The 12964-nt window shown below is 44.5% G+C and carries 9 protein-coding genes; 7 read left to right on the forward strand and 2 right to left on the reverse strand.

Annotated features, from left to right (window positions below; translation table 11 throughout):
• From FFM74_RS13680 to FFM74_RS12110, 7 genes are all read left to right on the forward strand, one after another.
• A partial coding sequence (locus FFM74_RS13680; protein ID WP_171000740.1) for an MBG domain-containing protein occupies positions 1-1865 on the forward strand: 1865 nt, incomplete at its 5' end.
• Between the two features lie 172 nt (positions 1866-2037).
• Positions 2038-2511, forward strand: a complete 474-nt coding sequence (locus FFM74_RS12085) for a hypothetical protein (protein ID WP_137626888.1) — start codon at positions 2038-2040, stop codon at positions 2509-2511.
• 890 nt (positions 2512-3401) lie between these two features.
• Complete coding sequence (gene ppsA, locus FFM74_RS12090; protein WP_137626889.1) at positions 3402-5804, forward strand: phosphoenolpyruvate synthase; 2403 nt, start codon at positions 3402-3404, stop codon at positions 5802-5804.
• Positions 5805-6392: 588 nt separating this feature from the next.
• Positions 6393-6728, forward strand: coding sequence for a hypothetical protein (locus FFM74_RS12095; RefSeq protein WP_137626890.1), 336 nt, complete (start codon positions 6393-6395; stop codon positions 6726-6728).
• A gap of 174 nt (positions 6729-6902) precedes the next feature.
• A complete protein-coding gene (locus tag FFM74_RS12100; protein ID WP_137626891.1) occupies positions 6903-7358 on the forward strand; it encodes a hypothetical protein in 456 nt (151 codons plus the stop codon).
• Between the two features lie 17 nt (positions 7359-7375).
• Complete coding sequence (locus FFM74_RS12105; RefSeq protein ID WP_137626892.1) at positions 7376-8317, forward strand: NAD-dependent epimerase/dehydratase family protein; 942 nt, start codon at positions 7376-7378, stop codon at positions 8315-8317.
• A gap of 88 nt (positions 8318-8405) precedes the next feature.
• The gene (locus tag FFM74_RS12110; RefSeq protein WP_137626893.1) at positions 8406-10010 is read left to right on the forward strand and encodes a cation:proton antiporter; all 1605 of its coding nucleotides are present in this window, start codon (positions 8406-8408) and stop codon (positions 10008-10010) included.
• A 338-nt stretch (positions 10011-10348) separates the two neighbouring features.
• On the opposite strand, the gene FFM74_RS12115 is transcribed toward FFM74_RS12110, so the two are convergent.
• Complete coding sequence (locus tag FFM74_RS12115; protein ID WP_137626894.1) at positions 10349-11236, reverse strand: LysR family transcriptional regulator; 888 nt, start codon at positions 11234-11236, stop codon at positions 10349-10351.
• A 101-nt stretch (positions 11237-11337) separates the two neighbouring features.
• A complete protein-coding gene (locus FFM74_RS12120; protein WP_137626895.1) occupies positions 11338-12753 on the reverse strand; it encodes a DASS family sodium-coupled anion symporter in 1416 nt (471 codons plus the stop codon).
• Positions 12754-12964: the final 211 nt, after the last annotated feature.

Consider the following 12964-nt stretch of genomic DNA (forward strand, 5'->3'; position numbering starts at 1 on the left):
TTACGCCACGCCCAGTAACGATTGAAGCGAATACGTTGTCTAAGTATTATGGTGATTCTGATCCAAGGTTCACGTATAAAGTCGTAAGTAAGATAAAACCTCTTCTTGGAGATGATCTTGGCGTCACATTAACCCGAGCGAAAGGGAAAAACGTGGATAGTTACACGATTACAATGCCTGATCCTGCGACAAATAGTAACTACAAGGTCACGTTAACCCCTAATACAAAGTTTGCGATTACGCCACGCCCAGTAACGATTACGGCGGATACGTTATCTAAATATTATGGTGATTCTGATCCAAGATTCACGTATACGGTCACAAGCGAGATAAAGCCTCTTTCTGGAGATGATCTTGGCGTCACATTAACCCGAGCAAAAGGGAAAAACGTGGATAGTTACACGATTACAATGCCTGATCCCGCGACAAATGGTAATTACGATGTCACGTTAACCTCTAATACGCAATTTACGATTAACCCATTACGAGTCACAGTCAAGGCAACGAATCAAACCAAGGTCTATGGAACCCATGATTCTGAACTGACTTTGGATGATCCAACAGCCATACTGGTCAAGGGTGATAAGGAAACTGACTTGAAGGTGACCTTAGGATGGGACCATAATCAAAATGTCGGTGACCATCAAATCACTGGAACAACCACACCGTCAAATTATCAGGTTACAGTGATTCCCGGAACGCTTAAGATTACACCGGCGAGTGCCAGTCTTGAAATTAGTGACGTTAAGCTGACTTATGGTGACCAACCAATATTTAATGAAAAGTTTAGTGCCGGGCTTCGACTACGAGACTTGAATCAGACTGATTTTGAAGTGGTTGATCAGCATAATACCGTGATTGCACCAGACCAACTTAAAGCCGATGGTAACTATACGATTCGACTTACGGATGCTGGTAAAGCGGCGCTATTAGCGGCGACGCCTAATTATAAATTTACCGATATTAAGCTTGGTCAATTAGTGGTCGCAAAACGGAAAGTGACGGTTCAAGTTGCCAACCAGCTACAATATGCCGGCACTACAACGCCACAAAACGACATTAGTTTAGTGGCTGGAACACTGTTTTCAGATGATGATTTATCAGCGTTGCGACTAGCGTTGACAACACCGGATACACGTGCTGTTGGAACTTATGCAATTACCGCTGTGGCTGAAAATGCCAATTACGACGTCACAGTGCTTCCTGGACAACTGACTGTTCTCGGTCGTGATGTGGCCGCCGATGGGACGGTTACCATCACGGAGAAAGATGCTGACGGTCAAGTGGTTAGGGTTACGAAGCAATGGCCGGATCAAACGACGACGATTTATAGCAACGACCCCAGCACCAACCAGCAAGTAGTGACGGAATTGGTTGACCAACGTGTTGTGTCGCAGCAGACGATTACGTCGGGTGATACGCGTGTGGTATTACCAGACGGGACTGGTGCCGTCACGGTTGTTAACGTGATTGACCCAGAGAATCCAAGTTTCGAACATTATGCCATTGATCCCGATGGTGATGGGGTTTCAAGTGCGGATGAATTGGCGATGGGAACCGATCCATTGAAAGCTGATACGGATGGTGACGGAATTGATGATGGGACTGAATTACGGAACCACACCAATCCACTAGTTGCCGATGCACCACAAAAGCTTGAAGAACCACAGCGAGTTGTTGCGCAACCACAAGTCGCGACGATCAAACCGTTGACGTCGACAGTGGCAACCCAACAGTCAACACCTTCAAAGCAATCAGCGACTAAATTACCACAGACGAGTGATGAAACGTCACATGGTCTAGCGGCACTAGGTCTATTGTTGATGACATTTTTGACTGGATTAGTGACGCGGAAACGGCACTAATCAGCCGATAAAAACCACTTACTTAGCAGATGATTTAAATTGCTAGTGAGTGGTTTTTAGTTTGTCTCAAAAAGGGTAAAACAAATAGATAACCATGATAACTAATTTTGTTTATGAATTCACTTTTGGTTATGATATGATAAATTCAAAAGGGATGTAGGGGGAATTAACCATGAAAACTGCTAAAAAGGAATTTAAAGACAAGAGTCGTGCTTATCAGGTTTATAGCTTTTATTTATCGGTGCCGATTATTTTTGTGCTTGTCATGATTGCCTCATATTTTGGCTACAACAATAGTAGCTTTGGGACGATTGTGTTGGTCTTTACGATTTTTGCACATGTGGGTGCCAGCAAGCTGAAATTAGCGTCCAAGCGGAAATATGTGGCACCAATTTTGATGTATGTTGCCAACATCGTTTCACTCCTGCTAATGCCGGTACTTTTTAGTAATATGTCGGCTGGCGGTAATGGGGATAATTATTTTTCATTGATAGGGTTATTTGTCGTGCCATTAGAAATTATTGCCATGATCTTTTTCTTTATTAGTGCGCATGACCTCAAGAAGGCCTATCCAACGATGAAACAGGATTCAAAGGATGCACGGGCAACCTATCTCGCCGCTAAGCGGGCCGCCAAAATGAAGTAAACATTTTTTACTAAAGGTTGAAAGATCAAAATCCGTAATAATTACCGCCATGCCAATGATTAGGTCATGAAGATTAGTTACCATGACCGCTTCCAGTCGCCACTGATAACATGCGGTCGTGGGACCGGTCCAAGCCTGAGAAACGTCTTGGCCCTCGCCCGAAACCCTTGCACAAATCGCAAGTGTTCCGGACCGTCCGTGGCGTAACGCCGGCAAGAAACATGCCGACTCAACGCCACTTTCACGACCGATGCTATCAGCGGCGACTTCCAGCTAATTTAACTATTTTTAGGTTAGGTTTAGCGGAAGCAGGCAGAAATCGTTGTGCTGTGTCGGTAAGATTGGCCGGCGGGTCTTGGCCGCCTAATCTTACAGGGCGATTTAAAGACGTGGGTTATCGGCTTTAAATCGAAGTTGCAGACCGTACTATGGCTGCGACTGTCCCACTATAGCACAGCGATTTCTGCCTGCTGAAGCGGAATTACCACCAATTTGGAAGTGCCAGTTGTCTATATGACAGTGTTTACAAGCCCTTTTGTCCTTTCAACCTTTAGTTTTTCAAGTTAAAGTGCTCGAGCTAATGGTCAAGTTGACCGGATGCTTGGGCATTTTTTTTGACTGAATTTCAGTTCGCAAAAGGACTTGAATGATTAACAGTAACAAGATTTTGTTAAATATTGAACAAAATAATCGATTAAAATAATTTGATGATAAAGTTTGCTAACATACTGAAAATGTGGACATTTCGGCGTTTTTGTAAAGTTTAAACTTGAAAAACACCTTTGAACTTTGTGCATAGTTGAACTACAATGAAGTCGTAAATAAAAAAGCTTTCATTGTTTGATTTGTTTGATTGAATTTGATGGTCAGAGTTACGAGGAGGTAATATCATGAGTAGTCGCGATACAGCAAATGTTTTATGGTTTAATGAATTACATCGTCAAGATGTTAGCTTAGTTGGTGGGAAATCTTCATCATTGGGTGAGATGACATCTTCGATGGATGTCCCAGTCCCATACGGTTTCGCCACCACTGCCCGTGCCTATCGCTATTTTATGGACAAGACGGGGTTAAACGATAAAGTTAACGCGTTACTTAATGGTATTGTGGACTACGAAGATTCGGACGAATTGCATAAGACTTGTGAACAAATCCGTAATTTAATCGTTGGCGCCACAATGCCAACTGATTTAGCGAACGATATTCAAAAAGCTTATGTTGATTTGGCTGACAAAATGGGTCAATCTGATCCATTCGTCGCGATTCGTTCCTCTGCAACGGCTGAGGATTTGCCAAATGCCTCATTTGCCGGCCAACAAGAATCATACTTAAATATCAAAGGTGCTGCTGACGTTGTTAACCGGGTACAACAATGCTATTCATCATTGTTTACCGATCGCGCCACCTACTATCGTCACAAGCAACAATTCCCATATGAAAAAGTGGCATTATCGGCCGCGGTTCAAATGATGGTCTTCTCAAAGGCCTCTGGGATTATGTTCTCAGTAAATGTTGCGAATGGTGACGATTCTAAAATTGTGATTGATGGGATTCGCGGGTTAGGCGAATACATCGTCTTGGGTAAAGTTACCCCTAACCACTTTGTTGTGGATAAGGATACCCTTAAAATTATTGAAAGAAATGTTGTTAAACAGCCCGTTGAGTTGATGCGTGTCGCTAATGGTGGGACTAAAGAACAAGCAGTTCCTGCCGAATTGCAAGACAAGCAAGTCTTGACGGACAGTCAGGTTATTGAGTTAGCTGGCTATGCCAAAGAAATTGAAAAACATTATGGTTGCTACATGGATATGGAATATGCCTTAGATGTCAATACTGACCGGCTTTGGATCGTCCAAGCGCGTCCAGAAACTGTTTGGTCACAACGGAATAAGGCCAAAGCTAATGATACAGGAGATGATAACGTGGTTGCAGCAGCGGATGCTAAAGTGGTTGTACGTGGGTTACCAGCAAGCCCTGGCTTAGCAACAGGGGTTGTCCATGTTATCGACAGTCCTAAGGATATTGACAAGTTCAAGCAAGGCGAAATCTTGGTCACCTTGATGACGTCGCCTGACTGGGTACCAGCAATGAAAAAGGCCGCGGCCATTGTGACAAACAATGGTGGGATGACTTGCCATGCCGCAATTGTTTCTCGGGAAATGGAAATTCCATGTATCGTTGGTACTGAAAGTAAGCACGTTGCGGCAACTAGTGTGCTGAAGACTGGCGATATTGTCACTGTTGATGCTAAAAATGGGGTTGTCTATTCAGGCAAAATTGAAAGTATGTTCAAAAAGACCACGCCAGCAGCTCAAGCAGCTGGGCAAGTGGTTGCCGCCGAAAGTTTTGCTCCAACCGCAACCGGTGTCATGATGAACTTAGGCGACCCAGAGTTAGCCGAAAAGTACTCATCATTACCAGCCGACGGGATTGGACTCATGCGTGAGGAATTCCTCTGGACCACTTATATTCATGAACATCCACTCTATTTGATCGAAGAAGGCCATCCTGAAAAAGTCGTTGATATGTTAGCAGACGGTATTTCGAAGGTTGCCCGTGCCATGGCACCACGGCCAGTCGTGCTTCGGCTCTCAGACTTCAAGTCGAGTGAATATCGGAAGCTTAAGGGCGGCGAAAAGTTTGAACCACATGAACCAGCAGATTTGTTAGGCTGGCGTGGTGCTTCTCGTTACTATGATCCGAAGTATATCAATGCCTTCAAACTCGAATTGGCCGCAGTCAAGAAAGTTCGTAATGAATTTGGCTTGAAGAACCTGAACGTCATGATCCCATTCGTCCGGACCGTTGACGAAGCTCAAAAAGTTACGGCGATTATGACCGGCGAAGGGCTCGTTCGGAGTGCCGACTTTAAGGTTTACATGATGGCCGAAATTCCATCAAACATTATTTTGGCCGACAAATTCAACCAGTTTGTTGATGGTTACTCAATTGGTTCGAACGACCTGACAATGTTGCTCCTTGGTTGTGATCGGAATAATGATACCGTTGCAAGTCTCTTTGACGAACGGAATTTAGCGGTTAAACGCGCGATTCGTCATTTGATTACGACGGCTCACAAGGATGGCAAGACGGTTTCAATTTGTGGTCAAGCGCCGTCCGAATTCCCAGACTTCACCAACTTCTTGATTCAGAGTGGGATTGACTACGTTTCTGTCAACCCAGACATGGTCAAGGAAACTAAGCGCAATGTGGCCCACTTTGAACAACGAATTATGTTGGACAAGGCGACGGGACGCGGCTTGCAAGACCCAACTGATTATGACTGGAACTGAGTTGATTGCCAGCTATTGACATTGCTCACTCAACCTTGAATAAAAATTAATGGTAAGCAACTAAGTTCTAATTTTAATGGAATCGCAGTGACTTTAAGGAGTCCTGCGATTTTTTTTGCGGCTAATTTTCTAAACGATATGACCCGATGTGCTATGATAATTAGGAAGCTAAAGGTTGAAAAATAAAATTTGTGTGTAAGTCCCATCGTGTCAATAACCAACCCGTACTGATTGAATAGCTGTCACTTCCGGTTGGAACTGATAACATACGGTCGTGGGGCCGGTCCAAGCCAAGAACGTCTTGGACCTCGCCCGGAACGCTTTCAAAAAGCGAAAGTGTCCCGGACCGTCCGTGGCGTAACGTCGGCCAAAAACAGCCGATGTAACGCCACCATCACGACCGATGTTATCAGTCCCAACCTCCAGTTATTAAGCTTAGCGGAGACAGCCACAACGATTCTGTCTGACGAAGCGCTCACCACGAGTCTAGTCTAGGCGTGACCGTTTCGGATATGATTCTGTTCACGTTTCTCTTTGTACTTGCAACCTTTAGTTGAGAAATCCAAAAATGAGGATGGTCGGTTTAAGATGAATTCAGAAGTGAAAAAGCAATTAGCAACCTTATCCATGTATGAACGGGCAATTTTAATGTTTTGTTTGCGCGCCTATTTTAATAGTGGTAATTATACTAACAAGTTGCCTCTAGGTGAGATGTTGCCAGACGTGGCGGCAATTTTTGACGCTGATCCAAGTGTTAATGTTTTTGCCAAGTTGAGTGAGCTACAACTGACAACGGCTAATGAATCTAAAACCGCGGTAAAAGTTTTTGAATCGATGACTTATCAAAAAAACGGGCAACAATTAGTAACAGTTTTAAATAAGCAGGCCGATTTAAGTAGCTTGCGTAAAGCGGTAGAACAATAAGGTAAAGTATCAGCAAAGAAACTTCAAAGACAATCCTTTGGAGTTTTTTTAGTCGCTAAATATAGTACATGCCCACTCACACGGAAGAAAATTGAAAATTTGCTTTAGAAACAGCTTGACGAAGCACAATTTAAGAACTATAGTACATGTACTATAAAAATTAGGAGGTCGCTTATGTCACAGACTGAAGCTCAAAAACGGGCCCAACAAAAATATAATCAAAATAATAAGGCTAAGCGGCGGCTGAGCTCGTATCGTAATTCTGCACGGGTCTTTATTCGTTCCTATGCGAGTGACGAGGATCTGGCAGAGCTCAGCCAACTCATACAAGAACGGCGGCGTGTGAATAAAATGTTGCGGCGACTTGATGGCATTCGTGACTATGTGAAGCGGCCTGATTTTAGTGAAAAGACGCACCAGTTGCAAGTCCTGATTTGGCGAACACCAGCGGAATTATTGGCTGATCGTCAAGCTAATGGGGCGAGTGACGTTGATTGGGATAGCTGGTTTGATGCTAAAATTAGCCCACGTTTTAATAAAGAAGAACCCGTCGTTGAATTAAAGCGGCATGGTCACTCAAAATTTTATAATAGTAATCGTGCCTTTGATATTTTGGATTGGCTCTATTAGTGATGGGAGGAAAGTTCATGAAGCGTGTTTTAGTTCTAGGTGCGACGGGTGGTACCGGTAGTGCGATTGTTCAAGAACTGCTCAGTAAGCATCTGCAAGTTGTTGTCTTCGGTCGTTCACTTGAAAAGTTAAAGCAACGTTGGCCCAGCGCGACTGACTGGCGTGTTGGTGATGTGTTTGACTATCAGAGTATCGTTGCTGCTGGTAAGGATTGTGAGACGATTTTTCAATGTGCGGCGATTCCGTATCATCTAACGACTAGCCAGCAATTACCACTCGGAAAATCAGTCATGCACGCAGCCCAAATTTTGAAATCACACGTCGTCTTTATTGATGGCATTTATGCCTACGGGGCAACGTTAGGACGACCTGTTCGTGAAACTGATCCGTTAAAGCCAGTATCTAAAAAAGGGGCAATTAAGCGGGATTTGGCTGAGTTGCTTTTTAGTCGTCAATATCAGGATGTGGCCGTCGCACTCATGCGTTTACCGGATTATTATGGCCCAACGGCGCGGAAGTCTAGTTATTTAGGCATGACGCTGATCGGAATTGCTAAGCGGCAGCTAACGATTTTTATTGGCAGACAATCCGTCGCACGAGAATTTGTGTATTTGCCAGATGCGGCTAAAATGATTGTGCAACTCGCTGACAAGGCTAGTGCTTATCATCAAGCTTGGAATATTCCTGGTCAAAAGATTACTGGTCGAGAACTAGTACGGTTGGCTAAGCAGGACGCTGGCAGTTGGGCGCCGGTGATGTCGTTAACGAAGCCGCTATTACGGATTTGTGGTTGGTTTGATGCCGATATTCGCGAAATTGTCGAGATGGCTTATTTAACTGAAAAGCCGGTCTTTTTAGATGGTCAAAAGCTTCGTAAAACGATTGGACCAATCGCGGCAACGCCTTTTTCGGTAGGAATTGCACAAACGATTGCGTCTTTAAGAAACCAACGGCATTAAGGTCAAAACGAGAGTGTTTTTGTTTTACAAGCCTTAATAAACAACTAATAATCAAGGTTAGTTAATTTAATTAAAGGGGGATACCCGAATGGGGTTGCTAATTTCGACGGCTATGTTAACGGTGGGGGCGATGATGAGCATCATCATTAACCGCCGGTGGCTGCCACGATTATCGGTGAATTATGTGAGTCTGTTGATTGGCGCGATGATTGCACTGGTGCCGGTTTTAAATGGGCTGGTGGCAAAATTTAATTCTGAGGTTTTTATTGGCCTGATTGTCGCGCCATTATTATATTTTGAAGGTCAAAATACGCGATTGAACTTAGTTGGTCGTCATGTTCGTGAAATCATTAGTTTAACAATCGGCATGGTCGTGCTTTGTGCGGTTGTCGCTGGCCTGGGAACCGCCATACTGGCAGGGGTGGGCTTGCCATTAGCCTTTATTCTGGCGGCAATTAGCACGCCGACCGATGCGACAGCGACTGAATCAGTCACGATGGGGCGAGAATTGCCAAGACGCGAGCAGACTAGCTTGAAGTTGGAATCATTATTTAACGACGCTTCAGGGATCATCTTACTTAATATGGCAATTCTTTGGTATATTAACGGTTATGTTAATTATTCCCAAACGCTGTGGAACTTTATCTATTCAGCTGGTGGTGGGATCGTTTTCGGTGGCCTGGTCAGTGGGGTAATCGTTTATTTTCGCCAGCTAATGCTCCGCTCAAAAGTTAATTTTATCAATAATACTTATAATAATGGGACGCCATTAAAAGTGATTTATTTGATGACACCATTTGTGTTGTATTTTGGTGGCGAAGCCATCGGGGTTTCAGGAATTATCGCAGTAGTCTTTGCTGGTCTCGTGCATAATGCGGAAAGTGAACGGAGTGCGTTAGCCAATCCACAACTCGCAAATGATATTTTTGAGCTCGTTGGCCTGTTGAGCGACATTTTAAACGGGATTGTTTTTATTGTTTTAGGAATTGTGTTAGTGCGGACGACGTTGGACCGTTCAGTCTCTTATGATGGGTCTTGGATTTGGGTGACCATTGGAATTGTGCTTTACGTGACCAATTTACTGGCACGCTTTGCTTATGTGCGTTGGATTCGCCGGTTACCAAGGCGCGAAGCCTGGATTTTTGCACTGGGCGGGATTCACGGTGCGGTGACGTTTGCGTTAGCCTTTACGGTCGCCGAAACCCAAGTTAAGACGAGCGACTTCAATTTGGTGTTGATGTCTGAAAGCTTGCTCATCATTTTGAGTCTCATTGTGCCGACGATTGTCTTTCGCTGGTTATTACCAAAAACCAAGGTGGATGCGGATGCTGCCAACCGAATGGCAACGGTTCGTGGGCAAATGATTGAGGTCGGTGTGCAGACACTGTGGAAGATGCCGACTTCACAAGAGTTCAAAGCAGCGGTAACCTTCGACTTGCGCTCACAAAATGGTCATACCAGTTTGCGACAGTTTGTTTCTGAATGGCAGCGGATGGTACAGCATGCCGAGTACACGCCAGATCAAATCCGCGAGTTAACCGTCATTTATCGACAGGTTTTTCAAGCTGAACGAGATTATTTGCAACAGCAATATGAAGCGACAGCTGCGTTCAATGAAGATCTCTATAACAGCCTATACCGTGAAATTGCGATGGCTGAAATGGTTATCTTAGATTATGGCGTTTCTAGATAGCAGTCAAGGTTGCAAAATCAAAATAGTTAGTAACTACCGCTTCCAGTCACCACTGATAACATGCGGCCGTGGGAACGGGTCAAGCCTGAGGAACGTCTTGGCCCTCGCCCGGAACCCTTGCACAAATCACAAGTGTCCCGGACCGTCCGTAGCGTAACGCCGGCAAGAAACATGCCGACCCAACGCTACCTTCACGACCGATGTTATCGGCGGCAACCTCCAGCTAATTTGGAAGTGGCTGTTGCCTGTATGACAGTGTTTACGAGCTCTTTTGTCCTTTCAACCTTCAAATAGCAGTCAAAAATCCTTATTGCCGGGAGTTGCCCGCAATAAGGATTTTAATCTTGAGATTTAATTTGTTTGAGTAAATCAATACAGCGTGATTGCTGTTCATTGGGAATAAAGGACTTTCTCACGGCCATTTGCATATAGCAATCAATCGCCTGACTTGGTTTCAGCGGAATCTTAACGACATTTGGACTGAGTGAAACGGAGCCGTCAATGACGAATCCAATGCCGAGATTACGCGATACTAAGTCTTCGACCAATTGACTGCTGGGTGCTTCGTAAATGATTTGCGGTTGGACATTGCTTTGACGACAGTAGCTTTCTAGCGCGTTGCGGGGCAGTGAATGCAACTGACGTGCAATCATCGGCACTTGTTGTAAATCCTTGGCTTCAATTAGGGCTAACCGACTTAACGGATGCTGGACGTTGGCTAGGACACATAGTGGATGAACTTCAAGTTGAAAAACTTGTAAGTCGTCTGATTGCAACGGCTGGAGCAATGAAAAAATGGCCGCATCAAGCTTGTGATGACGTAACTGGTCAAGTAGCCGTTCAGAAATGGCAATTTCAGTTGTCACAGCCGGCAATAGTTGGTGATGGGCGAAGGTCTCGATCACGCGAGGCAACCAGAGGCCACCGGCGACATGTGAAAAGCCTAAGCGAACTTTTTGATCTTCTGCATGTTTGACTTCCAGTTCAACTTGGGTGAAGGCTTGGATGAGTTGGCGTGCTTTGATATACAACACCTGACCGGCCGCGGTGGTAACCAATTGTGAGCGATGTGCCTGATGAGTCATCAATTGAGTGGCATACTGGGTTTCCAGTCGTTTTAATGCCGCTGAAATTGCCGGTTGGGTCACTTGGAAATGGTTGGCAGTCGCCGTGTAGTTTCCCGTTTCAACTAGGTTACAGTAGTATTTTAAATCACGTTCATTCATCAAAAGCCCTCCCCTAAACTAAGTTAAGTATAGCTTAAATTAGTTTAGGGGAGGGCTTTAATTTATCATCTGAGAAACTGAAGTTAGCGTGTGGCTAATTTTTACCAAATACCTAACACTTTGGTCCATAAGAGACCGCCACCAAGCCAAATAACGTTAAAAATTACCCCAATTAACGCACTCAGTTGCCACCATTCTTTGCTGGTCACGTAGCCCGTGCTGGAGAAGAAGGCTGCGGTACCGGAAGAATAAGGCGTGGTGGACAGATAGATTGAGCCACAAAAAGCTAATAATAGCGCGGCTAACGTTGGTGGTACCCCGGTGCCAATCGCAACTGACAAGAAGCCAGCGTATAGTGCTGAGATTTGGGTGGCGATGCTTGGAAACATGTAATGTAGATAGAAATAAGCGAGAAAAAGAATGACTAAAACGAGAATCCAAGGCATCCCATGAAGCGCTTGGCCCAAAATTTTAGAGAACCACGGGAAAAATCCGAGCGTCATTAGCTTTTTGGACATCAACATAATAATGGATAGCCAAGTTAAAATATTCCAAGCGAAGCTCTCATTTAACATATCCTTCGTCGTGATGACGCCGGTGATTAATAGAATCATGACGGCAATAAAGCTAACTTCGGTCGCATCAATTCCAAAATGCGCGCCAGCTAGCCATAAGAAGATGGCGAGAACAAAAGTGCCGCCCATAATTTTTTCACTCATCGTCATTTTTCCGATTTCTTTGAGACGAGCGTCCGCCCAAGCATGCGCGTTAGGCGTGGATTTAATTTCTGGTGGGTAAACTTTGTACAGGACAAATGGAATAATTAAGAGGCAAAGAAAGCCGGGGACGCTGGCCGCCGCAAACCACTGCAACCATGAAATTGTAATGCCTTGTGCTTTGGCGAAGCCCAGCGCAATCATGTTACCGGCTAATCCAGTTAAGAATAGCCCAGACGTGATGTTGTTGACTTCATAGGCGTTAAAAATTAAAAATGACCCGAGTTTGCGTTGTGTGCCATCTTTAGGGTCAGAGCCCATTTCGTGGGATAAGTTATCGATAATCGGATACATAATACCGTTGGCACGGGCATTATTACTAGGAATGCCAATTGCGAGGACAGTGTCGACCGCAGATAAGGCGTAGGCCAAGCCTAGCGTGTGCTTGCCAAAGAGCTTGACGAATAAGTAAGCAATCCGTTTGCCAAGACCAGATTTGATGAAGCCGGCAGCCATGAACATGCACATGGCAATTAGCCAGGATGTTGAATTCCCAAAACCGGCCGCAACTTCGTCCATGGAAAAGATGCCGGTTAAAGTCGCAACAGTCACCCCAATTAAAGTTGTCCCCATCATTGGAAGTGGCTTGGTGACACAGGCAATAATCGTCGCAATGAAAATGGCGAATAGATGCCAAGCAATTGGGCTAATCTCGGCAGGCTTAAACGGTGTGAGTAGCCAAATCCCAATTCCGAGAATTAAAGGTAAGATGAAAGCTTTCCAATTAAGTTTAGTAATCATAATGTTGACTTCCTCTGTGTGTGACGTCTTTGAAAAATGCCAATTACGCTTGATGACGCAACCATCGTCATCAAATATTGATAATAAATTCACATGAATAAACAAAACACAGCACTGTTTGAACTTTCACGTTGTATTGCGCTAGGCCCTGTCAAGTTGTCAGATGAAATAATATAAATTTACTGTTGTCTCTAAGCGACCTCATTTCGGT

Source organism: Lactiplantibacillus pingfangensis, from assembly GCF_005404945.1.
Taxonomy (GTDB): Bacteria; Bacillota; Bacilli; order Lactobacillales; family Lactobacillaceae; genus Lactiplantibacillus; species Lactiplantibacillus pingfangensis.

Excerpts from the sequence above, each read along its gene's own strand:
- FFM74_RS12085 (WP_137626888.1), top strand. The coding sequence starts at position 2,038 with ATGAAAACTGCTAAAAAGGAATTTAAAGACAAGAGTCGTGCTTATCAG.
- ppsA (WP_137626889.1), top strand. The coding sequence starts at position 3,402 with ATGAGTAGTCGCGATACAGCAAATGTTTTATGGTTTAATGAATTACAT.
- FFM74_RS12095 (WP_137626890.1), top strand. The coding sequence starts at position 6,393 with ATGAATTCAGAAGTGAAAAAGCAATTAGCAACCTTATCCATGTATGAA.
- FFM74_RS12100 (WP_137626891.1), top strand. The coding sequence starts at position 6,903 with ATGTCACAGACTGAAGCTCAAAAACGGGCCCAACAAAAATATAATCAA.
- FFM74_RS12105 (WP_137626892.1), top strand. The coding sequence starts at position 7,376 with ATGAAGCGTGTTTTAGTTCTAGGTGCGACGGGTGGTACCGGTAGTGCG.
- FFM74_RS12110 (WP_137626893.1), top strand. The coding sequence starts at position 8,406 with ATGGGGTTGCTAATTTCGACGGCTATGTTAACGGTGGGGGCGATGATG.
- FFM74_RS12115 (WP_137626894.1), bottom strand. The coding sequence starts at position 11,236 with ATGAATGAACGTGATTTAAAATACTACTGTAACCTAGTTGAAACGGGA.
- FFM74_RS12120 (WP_137626895.1), bottom strand. The coding sequence starts at position 12,753 with ATGATTACTAAACTTAATTGGAAAGCTTTCATCTTACCTTTAATTCTC.